Source organism: Streptomyces sp. NBC_01217, assembly GCF_035994185.1.
Classification (GTDB): Bacteria; Actinomycetota; Actinomycetes; order Streptomycetales; family Streptomycetaceae; genus Streptomyces.
In genome coordinates this window covers 7123055-7142443 of record NZ_CP108538.1, presented here as the reverse complement: position 1 = coordinate 7142443, position 19389 = coordinate 7123055, and the positions used below count along the sequence as shown (strand labels likewise).

Here is a 19389-nt window from a genome sequence, read left to right as displayed (position 1 = left end):
GGTTGATCCGCAGGCCGTCGACAGCGCCGATCCACATGTAGTCGCGGAGCGACGCGCTAGGCGAAGATGACCATCGCGGTGATCGAGCCGACGACGACTCCGATGGCGAGGTTGCTGGTGGCAACCACGCACGCGACGGTGATCACCTTGACGGTGATCTCTCCGGCCGGCATCCGCTTCAGCGTCTTCCCACCGACTGCCTCGACTCCAGCGAACAGCTGCCGCCCCAGAGCGCGAGGAATTGCCGGAACGGGTGCACGGCTTCGAGGACCTTCCGGAGCCCGGGCCGAGTTGGCCTGCGCGAGCCGCCCTCCGCAGTCACGCCCGTTTTGTGCCGTCGCCGCCGACGGCGCCAAGGAGTTCGTGCAGCAGGTGGGCGGCGGTGATCACGCCGAGCAGGTGGGTGCCGTCCTTGGCTTTCTCGGCCACGGCGACCAGGGGGCTGCGGACCTGGGCCATGAGCGCTGCAACTTCCAGTGCGGTGTCGTCGGGGGCGGCGATCGGTGGCGGGGCCGCGGCGGTGGGCAGGCAGTCGCCGACCGTGCGTCCGACCAGTGCCTGGCACAGCCGGTCGGCGTGCTTCTCGTCGACGACCGCGGCCAGTGTCGGGTCCTCGATCACATACGCGGGCACCAAGGCCTTGACCATCTGGGAGGCCGGGAGGATCGCCTTGGGCTCGCCGTGCTGGTCGAGCACGAGGAGGCCCGGGAGTTTGTGCTCGGCCATCAGCCTGGCCGCCTCCAAGGCGTCGCTGTCGACGCTCACCGATTCGTACTCAACTGCCAGGTCTCGTGCGTGCACGACCGGCTCCTCGTCTGTTCAGAATGTGCCTGTTCCCAGCGTCGTCCACATCCTCAATTCCGGCGACGACCTTGACGCGGAATATATGGATCCAACAGCTTGCGCCATTGCCGCTGCGCGCTGCGGATCCATGTCAGGTGCCCGGGGTGCGGTCCATCAGTCGGTCGACGATGAACGCGGTCAGGATCCCGCCCAGCAGCGCCCATGCCGCGTGGCCCGGACGCAATCCAGTTACGGCCACCGCCGTGCCGAGGGCAGCGGCGGACGCGACGCCCGCCGCCACCGCCGTTGTGTTGGTCAAGAACCGCCATTGCCGCCCAGCGGTCCCCGGCCGGCGCAGCTGGCCGAGTGCGGTGCGTATGACGAGTGCCGCAATGACGATGCCGCACCCGAGTGCCGCCTGTGCCCAGGTCGTCATCGGTCAGGCCAGGGCGAAGTAGCGCAGCCAGACGTACACCGCGGAGATGGCCACGGTGACGGCGGTGACGACGAGGCCGTACTTGGTGAATTGCCAGAAGGAGATTGGGGTGCGGTTGCGTTCGGCGATGCCGAGGACGACGACGTTCGCGGAGGCGCCGATCGCGGTGGCGTTGCCGCCGAGGTCCGCGCCGATGGCGAGGGCCCACCACATGACGTGGTTGGTGTCGCCGCCCATGGCCTGGACGAGGTCGCTGGTGATGGGGGCCATGGTGGCGACGTAGGGGATGTTGTCGATGATGCCGGACAGTACGGCGGAGGCGCCGAGCAGCAGCATGGAGCCGCCCAGTTCGTTGTCGCCGATCGCGTTCGCGAGGGCCCTGGACACCTCGCCGATCACGCCGGTCTCGATCAGCGCGCCGATCATGATGAACAGTCCGGCGAAGAAGGCCAGCGTGGGCCACTCGACCTCTTTGAGCACGTCACTGGTCTCGGCCGTGGACAGGGCGACGAGCAGGCCGGCGCCGAGCAGGGCGACGACGCTGGGCTCGTAGTGCAGCACCGGATGCAGCACGAACCCGGCGACGACCAGGGCGAGGACGATCAGACCCTGGACGAGGAGCCGGGGGTCACGGATGGCTTCGCGCTCCTTCAGTTCCATCACCTCGGCAGCGCGGTCCTCGTCGTAGAGGAAGGACTTGCGGAACAGGAAGCGGCACAGGGCGATCAGCACCGCGATCAGCAGCGCGGAGAGCGGGGCGAGGTGGACGAGGAAGTCGTTGAACGTCAGTCCGGCCCGGCTGGCGATGATGATGTTCGGCGGGTCGCCGACCAGGGTGGCGGTGCCGCCGATGTTGGAGGCAAACACCTCAGCGATCAGGAACGGCGCGACGGGCAGCGCGAGCCGTTCGCACACCAGCAGCGTCACCGGGGCGATGAGCAGCACGGTGGTGACGTTGTCGAGGAGCGCCGAGGCCATGGCGGTGATCACGATCAGCATGACCATCACGCGGAAGGGTCTGGCTTTCGCCCTTTTGACGGACCAGATGGCCAGGTACTCGAACATGCCGGTCTTCTTGAGCACGCCGACGATCATCATCATGCCCATGAGCAGGAAGATGACGTTCCAGTCGATGCCGGTGTGCTCGGAGTAGAAGGCCGACTTGTCGTCGGTTGCCCCGATCGCCAGCATCAGCCCGGCGCCGCCGAGGGCGGCCGCCACGCGGTGGATCTTCTCGCTGATGATCAGGGCATACGTGCCGACGAAGACGGCGATCGAGGCCCAGCTCTGCCAGTCGTTCACATTTCTCCGATGAGTCGTTCCATCAGGCGGGCGGCCGTGATGGCGCCCACCAGCCGGACTTGGTCCCCGTCGCGCTGGATGACAGCGACCAGCGGTCTGCTGCCACCTGCAGGGCTCCCGCGTCGAGCCTGGTGTACGTCCGTGGTGGGAGCCACTCGCTCACGGTCCTGCCCGCGATGTCCTCCGTGACCTCGGCGAGGTGCCGGTCGTCGATCACGGCGGCGACGTGTGGGGCTTCGAGTACGTAGTCGGGTGCCGGCTGCTTGAGGAACTGGGAGCCCGTCACCATGGCGTACGGTCGCTGGTCCATATCGGGCACGAGCAGCGCGGGTAGCTGCCCGGCGAGCAGCCGTGCCGTATCCGCCGCCCTGTCGTTCGTCGAGACGCAGGGGTAGGGCTCTGCGAGGTCACGCGCGAACATGGCCGCCCTCCTTGCTGTGGGGAACTTCCGCTGCATCGTGGTCGGCGGGGATCCCTGCCAGATCCTCGACATTGAAGAGGCGGGCGATCGGGACGTCGGTGCTGCTGTGAGCGATGATCGAGGCCGCGATACACACCGCGATCAGTGTGTACGCCTCCTGGCCCTGAGGGATGCCGGACTGCAGCACCAGCAAGCCGTACACGACCGACGCGAAGCCCTTCGGACCGAACCAGGCCGCGACCAGTCTCTCCCTGCGGTCGAACCGCGTCCCGATCAGCGATATCAGCAGCGATACCGGGCGGATGAGCACGATCGCCAGGACCACGGCAACGTACCCGCCGTAGGAAAGGTCACCGAAGAGCTGCGGAGTGAGAAGGGCTCCGAAAACGAGCAGCGCAGCGAACTTGGCCAGCTCCGCGAGCGCCTCACCGAGCGGCTCGAATGCCGTCCTCGCCTCCGGAGAGGACGCGGCGAGAACCGCGCCTGCGGAGAACGCCGCGAGGTAGGGGTTGGCGTGGGTGAGGTGGCACAGCCCGTACACAGTGATCCCAATAGCCAGCGGCAGCAATGGCTGCAACTTGGGCTCCGCGCCCAGCAGTCGGAAGCGGACGAGGCTGATGACGAGCAGCGGCAGGATGATGCCGAGGGCCAGTCCGAGACCAAGCTCCAGGGCGATCTTGCCGAGCGAGGCTTCGGCGTGGCCGGCCATGGGGCCGGCGGCGGCGATGAGGACCAGGACGATGGGCAGGGCGAGACCGTCGTTGATGCCGCTCTCGACATTCAGCAACTGCCGCAACTTGGCCGGGACTTCCTTGCGCCCGACGATGGCCGAGGCGAACACCGGGTCGGTCGGCGCCAGTACCGCGCCGACCAGGAACGACGTCGTCCAGTCCAGACCCACCACGTAGTGCGTGACCAGGGCCATGCCGACGAATGCCAACGGCATGCCCAGGCCCAAAGCCCGCGCCGGGTTCTTCCAGTTCGCGCGCAGCTTCGGGAAGGAGACGTGCATTCCGTCGGTGAAAAGCACCGTGAACAGAGCGAGATCCGCAGTGACCGCGACGATGTCACTGTCCGGCGTGATGTGAATCAGACCGAGGAAGCCGTCGCTGACCAATGCCCCGCCGACGAGGAACAGCAACGAGGTGGACAGGACCGTACGAGCGGCGAGCCCGGACAGCAGCACCGCGACAAGCAGTGCGACTCCGAAAACAGCAACGAGCACCATGAGGGTGTCCCCCGATCGGCAAAGAGAGCTCTCTCGAATTCGCCGACCAGGCTTCCCGGCACACCACGGCGGACTTTACACGTCCCATACGCGTTTCTGACGGGCTGCTGACGGACACCTTGGACGGCTCACGATTGCCGGAACCCGGCAACTACTGGGGCCGGGGACACCGCTTGAACACGTACAAGAGCACGCAGCGCAGGGCAGTGCGGCAACAAGCCAGGACACGAGCATCAGCCACACCTGCGCGTCGAACGACAGGGGCCAGAAGTCACCTTCGTGAGCAACCAGGTACCGGACTATCTACACCGTGCGGGCATCCTCCCGGACGGCAAGCCTCTGTTCGACGAGAAGTACGGCACCAAAGGGGTTGCCGACGATGAGATCGAGCTCCCGGATGGTCTGTGCGGCCCTTCCCTGCGGGGTCCCGTCTGGATCTACCACTCCACAAGCGCCACCGGGTCCAGCGTCAGCGTCATGGTCGAGCGCTCTCCCGCGGTCAACGACTACCTCCGATTCCCGGCCCGCACCGTAGTCACCTTCCCTGACGCGCACGGTGGAAGGTGCCGGTCTGCTGATCAGCCCTCCGGCCGACCAGCACGACTGAAGAAGCCCACGGTGCTGCCGTCGACTTCTGTCGTCCTCGGTGGTCCCACCAGTCCCGCGATGCGCAGCGTGGATGACAGTGGTGGGACGCTGGCGTCCTCGGGCAGATCACTGCGGCGCAGTGTCCTTGCAACTCTCCGAAACCTTCATCACGCCGAAGATCACCGGGAATTCGGTGATCTGCTGGTTCGGGCCCGGCTTCCCCGCCGAGTACTGGATCCCCCTGAGGACCACCAACCCCATCGAGTCCACGTTCTCCACGGTCAAACTCCGCACCAAGGTCACCCGCGGTGCGGGCAGCCCGGCCGCGGCTCTAGCGATGGTGTTCAAGCTGGTGGAGTCTGCGCAGGCCCGCTGGCGGGCGATCACCGGAGCACACCTGGTGCCCCTTGTCCGGGCCAGCGCCAGATTCGAGAATGGGGTCCTGGTCGAGCGCCAAGAGTAGGCGCCTGAGCAGGAGGATGAGGTCCAGAATGTGGCCTTCAGTCCATAGGTCTTGACCATTCCTCTCCATCCCATGACCGGAACAAAGAGCTCGTAACAGGATCTTGCTGCGCGGTCTGACCGGGGCGTGACTTGTGTGACGATCGGGCCGTTCGTGGTGCGTGACAACTCGGCCGTGGATCGTGGATGACGACTTGTGGGCACTCATCGAACCGCTACTGCCTCCCTGGCCCGAGCGGTCGCCGGGTCCGAAACCGGTGGATGATCGGCGGTGTCTGCAGGGCATCCTGTTCGTCCTGTATCAGGACATCGCCTGGCAACTCCTGCCGCAGGAGCTGGGGTTCGGCTCCGGCCAGTCCTGCTGGCGGCGCCTGGAGCGGTGGCAGCAGGGCCGGCGTTTTCGACCGGCTGCACCGTCTACTGCTTGCCGAGTTGAACGCGGCCGGCGAACTCGACTGGTCGCGAGCATGCGTGGACGGTTCCCACGTGCGCGCGAAAAAAGGGGAGCTGCGACCGGTCCGTCGCCGGTCGACCGGCGCAAGACGGGCAGCAAACACCATCTGATCTGCGATGGACGTGGCACTCCGTTGCACGTCATCACCACCGCAGCCAACGTCAACGACGTCACCCAGACTCTCGCCCTGGTCGACGGCATCCCGCCCGTCGCCGGACGGGTTGGCCATCCGCGTCGTCGCCCCGATGCCCTGCTGGGGGCCAAGGCGTACGACTCGAAGGCCGTTCGCCGGGAACTGCGGAGTCGCAGGGTCATGCCGGTGATCTCCCGCAAGGGCGCCCCGAACATCAAGGGCTTAGGGAAGCTCCGCTACGTTGTCGAGCAGACCTTCTCTCTGCTTCACCAGTTCAAGCGCCTGGCCGTGCGCTGGGAACGACGCCTCGAACTCCACGCCTTCGTCTCGTTGGCCTGCAGCATCATCTGCTGGCGGCGCCTCAAGAAAACTGATGATCGCGTTCCGAGCGGCTAGGAGTTCCGGTTCACCACTGAGTTGGCATACGAAGCGAGATCGTGGACCAGAACCTGTAGGCGTCGTCTCCTGAGCATGTCAAGAAGGGGGAGGGTGCGGCGGTAGGTTGCTGACCAGGTGATTTCGGTGCCTCCATGAGGCGCGCCGGTGAGATTCACTGACCCCTGATGAGACGCGAGCGGCCCGGCAGCCTGTTCGTAGCTGAACCGCTGGTTGGGAATCAACTCGACAATGCGCTCCCGGCAGGACACCCGTCCAAGGCGAGAACGGATCGTTCGGCGGTCACCTACGCGGACCGGCCGCTCGACACCCGCGGGCAACTCCATCTCAACCTCGTAGTAAGAGGTCCACGATGCCCAGGACTCTGCATCGAGGAGCACTGCGTAGACGACAGCAGCAGGCGCCGACGAGCACGAGGCAGCAGTAACAGCGAAAGACGACACCCGGCAAGGCTAATCGGTGTGCCTGCCGCCGGACCCCGCTGTGATCTCCCGTAAGAGCGCTCCCGCGATGGCAGCCCCTCGCCCTGCTGCACCAGTTCAAGTGCCAGCCGTGCGATGGAGCGGCGCCTTGAACTCCTCCAAGCCTTCGCTTCGTTGGCCTGCAGTCTCATCTGCTGGCGGCTCCACTTCGAGTCGGTCAGCATCCTCGTCGCTGCTCGGTCCGCTTCCTCGAGCTCCGACCTCAGGCGTGGTGTCGGGCGGCCACTGCCTCTGCCGGGTGCCCGCCCGGCGCGCACCCGGCTGGCGCGCTTCGCCGCGGCTCCGCTCTGCGCGGCCTGCTGATCGCGAACCAGCACAGCCTTTGGCGGCTCCTGGACTGCTGCAGGGGAATGCAAGTGGGGGCTGAGGGTCAACAGGCTGGAGATCAAGGCCGTCGACCTTCCGCAGACCATCAAGGACCGGGCCGCGCCCGCAGCGTCTGCGATGAGCGGCACCTAAAGGTAAAGCGCGAACAAAATAGAGTAAATGACCGGCAAAGCGGGCATCTGTGCGGTAGAGGTACACGCGAAAGGCGGCTCGCGATGATCCAGGAAATCCTCACAGCGCTGGCCCTGACGGGTGCCGCGGGCGTGTTGTACGTGGCTGCGGCAGCGCGTGTGATCAGACAGTACGAGCGGGGCGTGGTCCTGCGCTTCGGCCGCCTGCATGGCATCGTCCGAGGGCCAGGCTTCACCATGGTGATTCCGGGGATCGATCGGCTGCATAAGGTGAACATGCAGATCGTCACCATGCCGGTGCCGGCTCAGGACGGCATCACCCGAGACAACGTCACGGTCCGCGTCGATGCCGTTATCTACTTCAAGGTCGTCGATCCAGTCGATGCGATCATACGCGTCCAGAATTACCGCTTCGCCGTCTCTCAGATGGCCCAGACATCGCTCCGCTCGATCCTCGGCAAGAGCGATCTCGACGAACTGCTCTCCAACCGGGAAAAGCTCAATCAGGGTCTTGAGCTGATGATGGACAGCCCGGCCGTCGAGTGGGGCGTCAGCATTGACCGCGTTGAGATCAAGGACGTCTCCCTACCCGAGGGCATGAAGCGCTCCATGGCGCGGCAGGCAGAGGCCGACCGTGAACGCCGGGCTCGGATCATCAACGCCGACGCAGAATTGCAAGCGTCCAAGAAGCTGGCCGAGGCTGCCACGGTGATGTCCGACCAGCCCGCCGCCCTCCAGCTCAGGCTGCTACAGACCGTCGTCGCGGTCGCCGCCGAGAAGAACTCGACCCTCGTCCTCCCCTTCCCCGTCGAACTCCTGCGATTTCTGGAGCGGGCAACCCCTTCGCAGCCGATGTCGGCAGGAAACCGGTTGATGACGCCTGGCGGACCAACTGCTCTCGCGGCCTCCCCGAAAGGGGCAGGGCAGGACCTGGGCAGGGGCCAATCGCTACAAGGCTCGCGCCAGAACATCACGGCCGAGAACGGCGACTCAGTCGAACTGGCTGGCTTAAGGGAAGTCCCGTAGATGATCGGCGGCAGCACGGAGGCCCGGCATTTTGGCGACGGTGGCAGATGGTGATACCTGTAGGTGGGCTTGGAGTGAGTGATGTCAACGCCATTGGTTACGGCTGCCAACAGGGCAACACCTCCCGTTTCGCCGGTCAATTCGTACAACGAATGGGACCCGCTGGAGGAGATCATCGTTGGGCGTCTGGATGACGCGACGTTCCCCTCCAGTCATCCGGTCGCGGCCTGCAACGTCCCACCGTGGGCGGCGCGGTTGCAGGGGATTTCCGCCGGCTTCAAGTATCCGCGCATATTGATCGAGCCGGCACAGCGTGAACTCGATCAGTTCATTGCTCTCCTGCGATCGCTCGGCGTCACGGTCAGGCAACCGGATGCGGTCGACCACAGGCAACGCTTCAGCACTCCTGACTGGTCGTCCCGCGGTTTCTGCAACACCTGTCCGCGTGACAGCATGCTCGTGATCGGTGACGAGATCATCGAGACTCCGATGGCGTGGCCGTGCCGGTACTTCGAGACCCACTCCTATCGCACGATCCTCAAGGACTACTTCCGGCGCGGCGCGCGCTGGACGGCGGCACCGAAGCCGCAGCTCACCGACGCACTGTTCGATGCGGATTTCCGTATACCCGACGTCGGTGAGCCCGTGAGCTACATCCTGACCGAGTTCGAGCCAGTGTTTGATGCAGCGGATTTTGTGCGCGCGGGACGCGACCTGTTCGTTACGCGGAGCAACGTCACCAACCGAATGGGTATCGACTGGTTGCGCCGTCATCTCGGACCTGGCTATCGCGTCCATGAGATCGAGAGCCGCTGTCGCACGCCGATGCATATCGACACGACTTTCGTCTTGCTCTCGCCTGGCCGGCTATTGGTCAATCCCGAATACGTCGACGTCGACCGCCTGCCCGATGTCCTGAACTCGTGGGAGATCCTGATCGCCCCTGAGCCCAACCCGATCGAGGACCGTTTGCTCAAGATCACTTCGCTGTGCGGCAAGTGGCTCAGCGTGAACATTCTCGTGATCGACGGCAAGCGGGTGATCGCAGAGCGGCACCACACCAACATGCTGCGTGCCCTCGAAAAATGGGGCTTCGAGCCGATCCCGTGCGATCTGCTGCATTACGCGCCGTTCGGCGGTTCATTTCACTGTGCGACGCTCGACGTCCGGCGTCGTGGCACGCTCGAATCTTATTTCCCTTGACTGGCAAACCGATCGTAAGTATCGAAGGCGGTCGTGTGCATTATCGGGGTAGCCCAGGCCCCTTTGAATTGCATCGGCTCTCCCTGAGCACACTCGAGACAAAGACTCCCAGTTCATCGCGCTGAGAGGTCGGACCCGTGCATGACGTGCCACTGTGGCTGTGGATGGTTTTCGCCATCACAGTGCTGTTGTCGTTGGCGGTCGATCTGCTCGCGCACCGGCAGGCACACGTCATCGGTATCCGCGAGGCCACCGCGTGGAGCGGTGTTTGGGTGGGGCTGGCGGTCGTCTTCGGTGCCGTCGTCTTCCTCGTCGTCGGTACGACCGCGGGGCTGGAATACACGACCGCGTGGCTGCTGGAGAAGAGCCTTTCGGTCGATAACCTCTTCGTCTTCGCACTGATCTTCGGATACTTCAAGGTGCCGCGCGCTTACCAGCACCGGGTGCTGTTCCTCGGAGTCCTCGGTGCCCTGGTCTTCCGCGGGATCTTCCTCGCCGCCGGTGTGGCGGTGGTCAGCCGCTTCACCGCCGTCCTGTTCGTCTTCGCGGCCATCCTCTTCTACAGCACATACAAGATCCTCAAAGAGGAAGAAGACAGCTTCGATCCCGGCAGGAGCTTCGCTGTAAAGCTGCTGCGCAAGGTCATGCCCGTGCGGGAGGAATATGCAAGGACCCGGTTCGTCATCAAGGAAGCCGGGAGACACGTTGCCACGCCGCTGCTCGCCGTCGTCGCCGCGATCGAAGCCGCCGACCTGGTCTTCGCCGTCGACAGCGTGCCCGCCGTGCTGGCCGTCAGCAACGATGCCTTCATCGTTTACACCAGCAACGCCTTCGCCATCCTCGGGCTGCGCGCCTTGTACTTCATGCTCGCCGGCCTACTCGACCGTTTCCACTACCTCAGCAAGGGCCTCGCGCTCATCCTCACCTTCATCGGAGTGAAGCTCATCCTCCAGGCGTCCCACAAGACGATCAGCACCGCCGTACCCGAAATCCCCTCCCTCCTCAGCCTCACTGTCATCGTCGCTGTGCTGGCAGTTTCCATCGGGCTCAGCCTGGCCTGTCCCCAGCCGTCCGAGCATGCCGCTGAACGACCGGCGGCTGCCGCCAGCACGTCTCCTGCCTCCGCTCCGGCCGAGGAAGCCTCTCGTGGAGCCGACCCGGATCCGCCGACCGATCCGCACGACGCAGCCGAACCGCCTGACGCCTGACGCTCCCGGCATAGGGCTTGCGGGTGTCGGCCTTCGTAGCCGCATCGCCGGGTGAGCGCGTCCATGGCCCCCCATCCGCCGGTGCTGTCTCCCCAAACCCGCCTGGAACTGGACCTCACCGCCCGGACGGTACCCGGCCCTCGCCCCCCTGAAGGCGAGAGGACGCGGGCCTCCGCCTGACTGGGGTCTGGCCTCGGAGCCGCGGTAGGGCTCCGGGTCAGGGCCTGCGCCGACGGGCTCTCAGGCGTCGGCGCAGACCTTCGCCGACCTCTCCGACGGTGACCAGCAGTGCGGCGGAGGCCGCGCACGCCGCGAGGGAGGGGGGCTGGACCAGGGTCTTGCCCAAGAGCCACAGGGCGAGGGCCAGCAGCACCCACCAGGCGGTGACCGACCAGACGGAGCGCCACCGGCGGCGCGTGTCCGTCACGACGCCGCCTTCGAGGTCCGAAGGGTCGCGCCAGCCGCCAGAGCGCATCCGGCAACTGCTACCGCGCAGGCGAGAGCCGTTGCTCCCAGGGCGATCGCGGGTGGGGCGTCGGCAAGGCGCGGGATCGTGTTGAGCGGGGCTGCGATCCACAGGCAGAGCAGGGCCCAGCCGCGCGGGCGTGCCGGCGCCAGGCGGGCGTGCAGGCGGTGCGGTATCCGGCCGGTCAGCAGGGCCAGCCCCGCCGGGAGCAGGGTGAGGGAGAAGACGGCGAGGCCGGTCCAGTGCCAGGTCATGGGTGCAGGGGCTCCTGTCGTCGGGTCGGGGCGTGGTGGCGACGGCTCCGGCGGCCAGGGCACGGCGGTCGGATGCGAACTGCCACTGCCGCCGGACGCTGCCCGGCCTGCGCAGCTCGCCGATCGCGGTTCTGATCACCAGTGCGGCGATCACGATGGCCACCGCGCTGTTCACGCTGCCGCCCGGAGGAGGTGCTGCATCAGGCGGGCGGCGGTGATGGTGCCGAGCAGCGTCACGCCGCTGCTGTCGCGTTCGATGACGGCGACCAGAGGGCTGTGGGTGCGGGCCATCAGGGCCGCGACCTCCATCGGGCACGCGTCGGGCCTGACGACCGGCGGCGCGTACAGGCGGCGCGGCGCCCACTCGGCGACCGTGAGCCCGGCGAGGCGCTCGGTGAGCTCGCCGTCGTGCCGGTCGCCGCCGACGCCGGCCAGGGCCGGGTCTTCGGCGATGTAGGCGGGGATGAGCTGCCGGATCAGCTGGGAGCCGGGCACGATGGCATACGGCTGGTTGTCGGTATCCAGGACCAGCAGAGCTGGCAGCGACTGCTCGGCCAGCATCCGGGCCGCGTCGATCGCGTTGTCGTCCGTGGTCACGAAGGGGTAGGGCTCGGCGAGATCCCGTGCACGCATGACGGGCCTCCCTTCAGTCTCCGCCGCCGGCACGGCCGTGCCCGGGGCTGGCCTGCTGGTAGATGTCGGGGACGCCGTCGGCGTCGTCATCTCGTGTCTCCGCCTCCCACATGCGGCGGTAGATCCCGTTGCGGCGCTTGATCAGCAGCGCGGCCGCCGCAGCGGCAATGAGTGAGCCGAGCAGGACGGCGGCTTTGATGTGCTCGGCGTCGGCCGGGTCGGGGAAGGCGAGCTCGCCGATCAGGAGGGCGACGGTGAAGCCGATCCCGGCCAGCACCGCCAGGGCGAGCACATCCGCCCAGGCCAGGTCAGGGTTCAGCCGGGCGCGGGTGAACCGGGCCGCCAGATAGGTGCCGGCGAAGATTCCCACTGTCTTGCCCACGACCAGGCCGAGCACCACGCCCAGCGGCTCGGGGCGGGTGAACACCTCGCCGAGCGAGGCGGCCGAGATGCTCACCCCGGCGGCGAACAGGGCGAACAGGGGAACGGCCACACCGGCTGAGACCGGCCGCAGCAGATGCTCCGTACGCTCCCCGGGCGACGCCTTCTCTCCCTGGTCGCGGGTGGTGCGCAGGATCAGGCCCATCGCCACGCCAGCCACCGTGGCGTGCACCCCGCCGTTGTACATCAGGGCCCAGATCGCCACCCCGAGCGGCAGGTACCACCACCAGCCGCGCACCCTGAACCGTTGGAGCAGGTAGAAGACCACCAGCCCGGCCAGCGCCCCGCAGAGCGCCAGCGGGTTCAGGTCGGCGGTGAAAAACACGGCGATCACCAGGATGGCGCCGAGGTCGTCGACCACGGCCAGAGTCAGCAGGAAGGCCCTAAGGGCGGAGGGCAAGTGAGTGGAGAGCACCGCGAGGACGGCGAGCGCGAAGGCGATGTCCGTCGCCATCGGCACCGCCCACCCCGCCCCGGAGCTGCCGCCGATACCGGTGGTGGCCAGGTAGAGGGCGGCCGGCACCGCCATACCGCACACGGCGGCAACCACCGGCAGCGCGGCGGCGGCGGGGGTCCGCAGCTCGCCGACCACCAGTTCGCGTTTCAGCTCGATCCCTGCGACCAGGAAGAAGACGGTCAACAGTCCGTCCGCGGTCCAGTGCCCCACCGACAGGTCCAGACCGAGCGCGGGTATGCCGAAGTAGAAGTCGCGTATCTGCTCGTACGCTCCGCTGAACGGAGTGTTCGCCCACACCAGCGCCACCACGGCCGCCGCCAGCAGCACCAGCCCGCCGACCGTCTCCGTGCGCAGAGCCCGGGCCACCTGCACGCGCTCCGGCCAGGGCAGCAGAGCGAGGAAGACGGAACGCTCACGCGGGGCAGCAGGCACGCGAGACCTCCGGGGCATCGACGTGTGGGCACACCAGCCCCTTGTTCGCCGACCAGACTTCCCGGCACACCCCGCATCTCTTGACGCGTTCTTTGCATACTATCGGTCCCAGCCCTGCCAGGACCAGACGAGCCCTCCTGGAGGGCGCCGTTCAGCCTCGGCTGCGGGCCGCAGGATCGCGCTCGGCGACGTGCTGGGCCACCGCGTCGACGCCTGGACGCGCGTACCGCTCCAAGGAACGGACGGAAGCGTGCCGGGAGCGCGCGAGCAGCATGGGGGTGGAGGTACCGTCCTCGGCATCGTGGGTCAGGGCGCCGTGGCGGAGCCGGTGCAGGGTTGCAGGACAGCCGAGGCGTCCGCACTGGCGACGTCCTAGTGATGCGGGCCGGTGGGCCGCGGGTGGCAAGCCGTACGCGCCGTCGGCGCGAGCGCACAGTGAGACAGTGCTGCGGAGCTTCTATGACTTCCACCGCGACATCGGCACCGGGCCAATCCTCAACCCGTTCCCGCTGGACCGATCACGTCGCGGCCGTCGGGCTCACACCCACCGTAGCCCGATGGATCCGGCTTGCAACGAACGCGCTGGGCTTTACCGGCCGAGAGTGCCCAAGCGGGTGCCTCGAAGTGTTCCTGACGAGAAGTTCAACGAGATCTTCGCCCGGCTCCCGTCGCACCGAGACCGGGCCCTTGTTCGCCTTTTACATCTCCACCGGCGCCCGTGCGGCCGCAGGATCGCGAGCACCAGCACGGCGATCCGTCCTGGAGGCAGCGACTGCCGCGGGAAGCGGATCGCTTCAAGCGCGTCCGCATCACGTCACAACTCCATGACCGCTGCAGGCTCAGCGCCCCACGTGCCGCACCATGTTCCTACTCGCGTCATACCAGGGGGGAATCATGCGGATCCGCACTACCACCGCGGCCATCGTCGCCGTACTCGCCGTCTCCGTCGTTGGCTGCAGCAGCGACAAGGGCAGCGAGAGCAAGGCCGACACCACCAAGAGCGCCGTAGCCCAGGCGTCGAGTGCCTCAGATGACAGCGGCGCCGCCAAGAACGCCGGCATACCGCCCGAGCCCACCGGCGCCGAGCGCGACGCCGTCCTCGCGGCCATCCATGACGTCAACGGCAACCTCACCCATGACGAGGACAAGGCCATCAACGCGGCCCGCAACCAGTGCTCGTCCCTCGACGGCGGCGCGACGAACCCCGACCAGAGTGCTGCGCAGCGGTTCTCCTACGACGGCGTCACGCTGACCGATGACGACGGAAGTCACATCAACTTCGGGTTGCGTAAGACGCTCTGCCCCGAATCCTGATCAGCCACCAACTCCGGCCCGGCCGCGCCCGTATGTGGCCGGGTGTCACTATGTGAGGGGGTGAGCGTGGCCACCGAGTGCGGCTAACTCACCAGCTATGAGTACCGGCAGATGCGCGTCGGCATCCTCGCTGCATCCAACGTGCGCATCGTCTGCAGCCCATATCTGATGCTTCGCCACTTCGTTGTCTCTTGAGGGACTGCTCGTCCGGCGCACACGAATTCCTAGTTCAGAGAAGGTGTCAGCGTCCATCTCGTCCGCCCGCTCGGCGGCCAGCTCCGCCAGGATGCGGGGCGCCAGCCTTGGAACGGCTGGGGAAGCGGATCGACGGGGACGTACAGGGCTGCCCCGACTACGGTGAGTATGGCACCGATAGCTGCAAGAGCGGTGCCGGTGCGTCGTTCGGTCATGGATTCTCATCGTGTGGGCGGGCTGGGCGGGCAGGTCAAGGACGGCGTGCGGTCTGGTGCGCCAGGTGGGCCGTGAGGACTCCGATGAGCAGCGCCCAGGCCGCTGCGGCAGGTCCGGCCTGTGGCCAGCCGAGCAGGACGATGGCCGCAGCCGTGGCGGCTCCGGCGGCTTGCGCGCGCCGTTCCGTGGCGAACGCCCACTGCTGCCGTGCGCTGCCCGGCCTGCGCAACTCCGCCGAGCTCATCGTTGATCGTGACCACCCGAAGGCTGGTAGGGGAAAGGCCGTGGACAACGATCGGGGCACTCATCCTTCCAGAGTGGCCCAGGGTGACGTCAGGCGCAGGCTGGCCGAGCTGCGGAAGGTCCGGCCAGGGAGGATCATGGACATAGGTACCGCGGATGGCCCACATGGGGTTTGAAGCAGAGGAATGTGGGCTGGTTGAGTGGATGAGTCGTCCGGTCCGCGGAATCCACGCCCTGGCCGCGGCCGGACGGCGAATCCGCCCCCACATTCGGGTAGGGGGGCTGACTCAAGCTCAATTCGAACTCGCCCCCGAGCGCTCCGCCCCCTGTTCCAGCCACGGTTGGGACGGGGGGCGGTTTCGTGCGCTCGTGGCTCGCTCACTACGGGGACGACCACGTCTCCGGCCCGCCGCCCCACCAGTCGATCATCCCGGAGAGGATCACGTCGTCCTCTGTGATGTCATCCATCCCCGCCTTGCGCAGGAACTTCGTCACGTCTCTCACACTGTGCGCCATGCCGAGGAACTCCCCGCCGACACGCACCCGTCGATTACCGGACTCGTCAGGCGGATAGATCACGATCGGCAGGTGTACGGCCATGATCCAAGCCTCGCCCCGGTCGGCAACCCGCGCTCGCTCAGATAAGCCAGACACGGCAGCGCCCGGTCAGGACCAAACAGGGCGGCCCGTCCCCCACAGAGCCGTCACATGCGAGGCGAACCTGTCGTACAAGCCCCTGCAGGTGCGCCTCGTCGACGTTGTCGACCGCGCCGCGGCCGATTCTTCAACCTGCCCTCCTCACGCTGCGGGTGACGGGGAGCACAGCAGATATACGCGCCTTCAGGCTCCAACAAGGTGCCGGCGTTGGCTTTCGGGTCTGGTGTCATGCTGGTTCGTATTGATGCGCCCGGCCGCCGCGCCATTCGATCCATTGCGGGTCGTCGAGGCATTGCTCGGCGTCGTAGACGCCGGCCCTCCGGAGAAGTTCGATCAGGCCCTGGTCGTCGTAGACGAGACCGACGATCTCATCATTGATCGTGACCATCCGACCACGGGTAGGGGAGAGGCCATGGACCACTATCGGGGCACTCATCCCTCCAGACTGGCCCAGAGTGATGCCACGTGCACCCGATCGAGCTGCGGAGGGTTCGGCCCCGGGGAGAATTAGGAGAGGTGGCGGTCCTGATCTCTCCTGGCGGCGGCCTGGACCGCCACCGACGGGGATCATGGATTTCGCCGTACCACGTCCCGCCGGATGGCCTACATGGGTTTGAGACAGGGGAACGTGGGCTGGTTGAGTGGAGGAGCTGTCCGGTCCACGGAACTGAACTCTCACCCCGGCCGCGGCCGGACGGCGAGCCCGCCCCCCACACTCGGGAGGGGCGGGCTTGAGCTGGGTTCTGAGCCGACCCCGGCAGCACGCCGCCCCCTGTGGCTGAGGCGGGGGGCGGCGTCGTGCGTCCAAGTCAGTCGAGCGGCGTGGCCCGGTGTGCCGCGGCAATGAAGTCGATCCGGGCGGCGAGGTCGAAGGCAGTCTCAGTCAGCTTGTAATCGGCGTCGTACGCCGTAACCCCGATGCGCAGGTGATCAATCCGCAGGCCGATGTCCGCGTGATGACCGATGTGGCGCTCACGGTCGGCGGTGTGGACGATCACCGCGACCCCTGCGTGGTACCGGATGTCCACCCGGCGTGTGATCTCGTCCCCGTTGCGGGTCCATTCGGACGAGGACGGCTGCAGTGTCCGCCTGAGGTAGCGCAGGCGGTAGGCACATTTTGCAGGCTGTGCACCTGACACGGTGGACTGCGGTGAGTTGCGGGTCAGTGCAGCAGGCAGTGGTTGTCAAGGACCCGACACAAACGGACCGACGTCCGGTACGGGCGAATGTGACAAGAATGCCCCTTTCATGTAACGCCCCTCGGGGCACGCTCTGACCAGGTGCGGCAGCGGTCAGAGTGGCGGTCCCGGCACACGCTGGAACCGCACAACCGCTGAACCGTCCCCACGGTCTCAGCCCGCACCTGAGGGGTTTTCATGTCCCGTACCACCCGTCGTCTGACCGCCACCATCCTCACGGCCGGCGCGCTGCTCACCGCCGCTGCTCTGCCCGCGAGCGCCGACGACCACGGCCGTACCCCGTCCCGGTACTCGCCCGTCGTTGTCGGCCACGTTCAGTACGACAGTCCTGGGCGCGATGACCGCTCCAACCGGAGCCTGAACGGTGAATGGGTCACCGTCACCAACACCGGCCGGAACAGCGTCAACCTGAGGAACTGGACCCTGACCGACGAAAGCCGGCACACCTACCGGTTCGACCTGCGTCTACCTGGCCGAACCTCCGTCCGCGTCCACACCGGTACCGGCCGCGACACGAGCCGTGACGTCTACCAGGACCGCCGCACCTACGTGTGGAACAACGACCACGACACCGCAACCCTGCGCGACGCCCACGGCCGCACGATCGACTCCACGTCCTGGGGCTACCACCGCGGTGGCCGTGACCACAACGGACGCCACTGATCGATACCGGGTCGCCCCTTCGTACCGAAGGCTGGCCGACTCCTGTTCCTTCGCGGCGCATCACGGCTCGGGGCCGTGGTGCGCCGTTGTCCGGCCTCGACTGGATCAGGCCTGTGTGAAGCGGGTCCTTGCGTACATGGCTGTGGGCGGGTCACCGATCCGGGCCTCTTTCGTCTCACCACCGCGTCGGTCTGCGGCCTGACGGCAAAGGCGTCGTGCGCTTCGGGTAACTCTCCCGTCCCGCCGGCTGAGTCGGCACCTGGCACCTGGCGGCGTCGGGGCGGTGCGGCCTCTTGTGAGGTCTAGTTACAGTACCGATAGCGTGCGGTGTCTACGGCGTCAAGTAGTGGGCGCCCGCGACTGAAGGATCGAAGCATGCTTATCGCTCAGCGTCCCTCGCTGACCGAAGAGGTCGTTGACGAGTTCCGCTCCCGGTTCGTGATCGAGCCGCTGGAGCCGGGCTTCGGCTACACCCTTGGTAACTCTCTCCGCCGTACGCTCCTGTCCTCGGTCCCGGGTGCTGCTGTCACCAGCATCCGGATCGACGGTGTCCTGCATGAGTTCACCACCGTGCCGGGTGTCAGGGAGGACGTCATCGACCTGATCCTCAACATCAAGCAGCTGGTTGTCTCCTCGGAACAGGACGAGCCGGTCGTGATGTACCTGCGCAAGCAGGGTCCCGGCCTGGTCACGGCTGCTGACATCGCCCTGCGGGGCGGTGTCGAGGTCCACAACCTGGACCTGGTCCTGGCCACGCTGAACAGCAAGGGCAAGCTGGAGATGGAGCTGACCGTCGAGCGCGGTCGCGGCTATGTCTCCGCCGTCCAGAACAAGCAGGCGGGCCAGGAGATCGGCCGTATCCCGGTCGACTCCATCTACTCGCCGGTGCTCAAGGTCACGTACAAGGTCGAGGCGACCCGTGTCGAGCAGCGCACCGACTTCGACAAGCTGATCGTCGACGTCGAGACCAAGCAGGCCATGCGTCCCCGTGACGCCATGGCGTCGGCCGGTAAGACCCTGGTCGAGCTGTTCGGTCTGGCGCGCGAGCTCAACATCGATGCCGAGGGCATCGACATGGGCCCGTCCCCGACGGACGCCGCGCTCGCCGCCGATCTGGCGCTGCCGATCGAGGAGCTCGAGCTCACGGTCCGTTCGTACAACTGCCTCAAGCGTGAGGGCATCCACTCCGTGGGTGAGCTCGTCGCTCGTTCCGAGGCCGACCTGCTCGACATCCGCAACTTCGGTGCGAAGTCGATCGACGAGGTCAAGGCGAAGCTGGCTGCCGTGGGCCTGGGTTTCAAGGACAGCCCGCCCGGATTCGACCCGACCGCCGCTGCCGACGCCTTCGGCGCCGACGACGACGCGGACGCGGGCTTCGTCGAGACCGAACAGTACTGAACGCTGCGCCGGGTGCGCGGGGTCGGGGGTCGCCTCCCGGACCGCACGGCCAGTCAGGCAAACGGCCACATTACGGCAGCTCAGATGCCCTGCCAGGCGTATCCGTTGGGGAAGCTCTGTCCCGGCGGGCGGCCGGCGCCGTGCGGGCGCGGTGGTCGATCTCTTGAGATAGGGGGCGACAAAGCCGTGGTAGTCCGCTTTGCGCCTAGTCGGTAAATCCCGCCAGCCGGTGATGCGGCCA

General features: G+C 66.8%; 21 protein-coding genes and 1 pseudogene. 8 read left to right on the top strand and 14 right to left on the bottom strand.

The window, feature by feature from the left end; genetic code table 11:
* Positions 1 to 318: 318 nt before the first annotated feature.
* The 5 genes from OG507_RS31860 to OG507_RS31840 form a co-directional block, all read right to left on the bottom strand.
* Complete coding sequence (locus tag OG507_RS31860) at positions 319 to 801, bottom strand: CBS domain-containing protein (protein WP_327370558.1); 483 nt, start codon at positions 799 to 801, stop codon at positions 319 to 321.
* Between the two features lie 133 nt (positions 802 to 934).
* Positions 935 to 1102 carry a hypothetical protein gene (locus tag OG507_RS31855; RefSeq protein ID WP_327370557.1) on the bottom strand — a complete coding sequence of 56 codons (168 nt, stop codon included), beginning with the start codon at positions 1100 to 1102 and terminating at the stop codon, positions 935 to 937.
* Positions 1103 to 1222: 120 nt separating this feature from the next.
* Positions 1223 to 2521: an ArsB/NhaD family transporter gene (locus tag OG507_RS31850; protein WP_327370556.1), complete on the bottom strand. Its 1299-nt coding sequence runs from the start codon at positions 2519 to 2521 to the stop codon at positions 1223 to 1225.
* Between the two features lie 22 nt (positions 2522 to 2543).
* On the bottom strand, positions 2544 to 2942 hold the full coding sequence (locus tag OG507_RS31845) for a hypothetical protein (protein ID WP_327370555.1): 399 nt from the start codon (positions 2940 to 2942) through the stop codon (positions 2544 to 2546).
* Positions 2929 to 4170: a cation:proton antiporter gene (locus OG507_RS31840; RefSeq protein WP_327370554.1), complete on the bottom strand. Its 1242-nt coding sequence runs from the start codon at positions 4168 to 4170 to the stop codon at positions 2929 to 2931. The genes OG507_RS31845 and OG507_RS31840 overlap by 14 nt, the downstream gene beginning before the upstream one ends.
* A gap of 805 nt (positions 4171 to 4975) precedes the next feature.
* Between OG507_RS31840 and OG507_RS31835 the strand changes: the two are divergent.
* A pseudogene (locus tag OG507_RS31835) lies at positions 4976 to 5221 on the top strand (IS256 family transposase); the annotation flags it as partial.
* 181 nt (positions 5222 to 5402) lie between these two features.
* Positions 5403 to 6203 (top strand): IS5 family transposase, encoded by an 801-nt coding sequence (locus OG507_RS31830; RefSeq protein ID WP_327370553.1) that lies wholly within the window; start codon positions 5403 to 5405, stop codon positions 6201 to 6203.
* Here the strand turns inward: OG507_RS31830 and OG507_RS31825 are convergent.
* Positions 6200 to 6646: an SRPBCC family protein gene (locus OG507_RS31825; RefSeq protein ID WP_327370552.1), complete on the bottom strand. Its 447-nt coding sequence runs from the start codon at positions 6644 to 6646 to the stop codon at positions 6200 to 6202. The genes OG507_RS31830 and OG507_RS31825 overlap by 4 nt on opposite strands.
* A gap of 581 nt (positions 6647 to 7227) precedes the next feature.
* Between OG507_RS31825 and OG507_RS31820 the strand changes: the two genes are divergently transcribed.
* The 3 genes from OG507_RS31820 to OG507_RS31810 all read left to right on the top strand — a co-directional run bounded on the left by OG507_RS31820 (position 7228) and on the right by OG507_RS31810 (position 10580).
* Positions 7228 to 8169, top strand: a complete 942-nt coding sequence (locus OG507_RS31820) for a slipin family protein (protein WP_327370551.1) — start codon at positions 7228 to 7230, stop codon at positions 8167 to 8169.
* Positions 8170 to 8250: 81 nt separating this feature from the next.
* Positions 8251 to 9372, top strand: coding sequence for an amidinotransferase (locus OG507_RS31815; protein WP_327370550.1), 1122 nt, complete (start codon positions 8251 to 8253; stop codon positions 9370 to 9372).
* Between the two features lie 137 nt (positions 9373 to 9509).
* Complete coding sequence (locus OG507_RS31810; RefSeq protein WP_327370549.1) at positions 9510 to 10580, top strand: TerC family protein; 1071 nt, start codon at positions 9510 to 9512, stop codon at positions 10578 to 10580.
* Between the two features lie 217 nt (positions 10581 to 10797).
* On the opposite strand, the gene OG507_RS31805 is transcribed toward OG507_RS31810, so the two are convergent.
* The 4 genes from OG507_RS31805 to nhaA all read right to left on the bottom strand — a co-directional run bounded on the left by OG507_RS31805 (position 10798) and on the right by nhaA (position 13263).
* The gene (locus OG507_RS31805; protein ID WP_327370548.1) at positions 10798 to 11007 is read right to left on the bottom strand and encodes a hypothetical protein; all 210 of its coding nucleotides are present in this window, start codon (positions 11005 to 11007) and stop codon (positions 10798 to 10800) included.
* Entirely contained in the window at positions 11004 to 11300 is a 297-nt protein-coding gene (locus OG507_RS31800; RefSeq protein ID WP_327370547.1) for a hypothetical protein, read from the bottom strand. The genes OG507_RS31805 and OG507_RS31800 overlap by 4 nt, the downstream gene beginning before the upstream one ends.
* 171 nt (positions 11301 to 11471) lie before the next feature.
* Entirely contained in the window at positions 11472 to 11933 is a 462-nt protein-coding gene (locus OG507_RS31795; protein ID WP_327370546.1) for a CBS domain-containing protein, read from the bottom strand.
* A gap of 13 nt (positions 11934 to 11946) precedes the next feature.
* On the bottom strand, positions 11947 to 13263 hold the full coding sequence (gene nhaA / locus OG507_RS31790) for a Na+/H+ antiporter NhaA (RefSeq protein WP_327370545.1): 1317 nt from the start codon (positions 13261 to 13263) through the stop codon (positions 11947 to 11949).
* A gap of 894 nt (positions 13264 to 14157) precedes the next feature.
* On the opposite strand from nhaA, the gene OG507_RS31785 reads away from it, so the two are divergent.
* Positions 14158 to 14577, top strand: coding sequence for a hypothetical protein (locus OG507_RS31785; RefSeq protein WP_327370544.1), 420 nt, complete (start codon positions 14158 to 14160; stop codon positions 14575 to 14577).
* A 445-nt stretch (positions 14578 to 15022) separates the two neighbouring features.
* Here OG507_RS31785 and OG507_RS31780 read toward each other — a convergent pair whose 3' ends face one another.
* The 4 genes from OG507_RS31780 to OG507_RS31765 all read right to left on the bottom strand — a co-directional run bounded on the left by OG507_RS31780 (position 15023) and on the right by OG507_RS31765 (position 17027).
* Positions 15023 to 15232 (bottom strand): hypothetical protein, encoded by a 210-nt coding sequence (locus OG507_RS31780; protein ID WP_327370543.1) that lies wholly within the window; start codon positions 15230 to 15232, stop codon positions 15023 to 15025.
* Between the two features lie 380 nt (positions 15233 to 15612).
* Positions 15613 to 15831: a hypothetical protein gene (locus tag OG507_RS31775; RefSeq protein ID WP_327370542.1), complete on the bottom strand. Its 219-nt coding sequence runs from the start codon at positions 15829 to 15831 to the stop codon at positions 15613 to 15615.
* A 283-nt stretch (positions 15832 to 16114) separates the two neighbouring features.
* Positions 16115 to 16276, bottom strand: coding sequence for a hypothetical protein (locus tag OG507_RS31770; protein WP_327370541.1), 162 nt, complete (start codon positions 16274 to 16276; stop codon positions 16115 to 16117).
* A gap of 421 nt (positions 16277 to 16697) precedes the next feature.
* The gene (locus OG507_RS31765) at positions 16698 to 17027 is read right to left on the bottom strand and encodes a 4a-hydroxytetrahydrobiopterin dehydratase (protein ID WP_442811052.1); all 330 of its coding nucleotides are present in this window, start codon (positions 17025 to 17027) and stop codon (positions 16698 to 16700) included.
* Positions 17028 to 17264: 237 nt separating this feature from the next.
* Here OG507_RS31765 and OG507_RS31760 point away from each other — a divergent pair, with 237 nt between their 5' ends.
* Both OG507_RS31760 and OG507_RS31755 read left to right on the top strand, forming a co-directional pair.
* Entirely contained in the window at positions 17265 to 17750 is a 486-nt protein-coding gene (locus OG507_RS31760) for a lamin tail domain-containing protein (protein ID WP_327370540.1), read from the top strand.
* A 375-nt stretch (positions 17751 to 18125) separates the two neighbouring features.
* Positions 18126 to 19148 carry a DNA-directed RNA polymerase subunit alpha gene (locus OG507_RS31755; RefSeq protein ID WP_327370539.1) on the top strand — a complete coding sequence of 341 codons (1023 nt, stop codon included), beginning with the start codon at positions 18126 to 18128 and terminating at the stop codon, positions 19146 to 19148.
* Positions 19149 to 19389 lie beyond the last annotated feature (241 nt).

What these genes read in the sequence shown, in the direction of transcription:
- OG507_RS31775 (WP_327370542.1), bottom strand. Translation starts at nt 15,831, where the DNA reads ATGGCCGTACACCTGCCGATCGTGATCTATCCGCCTGACGAGTCCGGT.
- OG507_RS31760 (WP_327370540.1), top strand. Translation starts at nt 17,265, where the DNA reads ATGTCCCGTACCACCCGTCGTCTGACCGCCACCATCCTCACGGCCGGC.
- OG507_RS31780 (WP_327370543.1), bottom strand. Translation starts at nt 15,232, where the DNA reads ATGAGCTCGGCGGAGTTGCGCAGGCCGGGCAGCGCACGGCAGCAGTGG.
- OG507_RS31755 (WP_327370539.1), top strand. Translation starts at nt 18,126, where the DNA reads ATGCTTATCGCTCAGCGTCCCTCGCTGACCGAAGAGGTCGTTGACGAG.
- OG507_RS31800 (WP_327370547.1), bottom strand. Translation starts at nt 11,300, where the DNA reads ATGACCTGGCACTGGACCGGCCTCGCCGTCTTCTCCCTCACCCTGCTC.
- OG507_RS31820 (WP_327370551.1), top strand. Translation starts at nt 7,228, where the DNA reads ATGATCCAGGAAATCCTCACAGCGCTGGCCCTGACGGGTGCCGCGGGC.
- OG507_RS31795 (WP_327370546.1), bottom strand. Translation starts at nt 11,933, where the DNA reads ATGCGTGCACGGGATCTCGCCGAGCCCTACCCCTTCGTGACCACGGAC.
- OG507_RS31785 (WP_327370544.1), top strand. Translation starts at nt 14,158, where the DNA reads ATGCGGATCCGCACTACCACCGCGGCCATCGTCGCCGTACTCGCCGTC.
- OG507_RS31845 (WP_327370555.1), bottom strand. Translation starts at nt 2,942, where the DNA reads ATGTTCGCGCGTGACCTCGCAGAGCCCTACCCCTGCGTCTCGACGAAC.
- OG507_RS31770 (WP_327370541.1), bottom strand. Translation starts at nt 16,276, where the DNA reads ATGGTCACGATCAATGATGAGATCGTCGGTCTCGTCTACGACGACCAG.
- OG507_RS31840 (WP_327370554.1), bottom strand. Translation starts at nt 4,170, where the DNA reads ATGGTGCTCGTTGCTGTTTTCGGAGTCGCACTGCTTGTCGCGGTGCTG.
- OG507_RS31815 (WP_327370550.1), top strand. Translation starts at nt 8,251, where the DNA reads ATGTCAACGCCATTGGTTACGGCTGCCAACAGGGCAACACCTCCCGTT.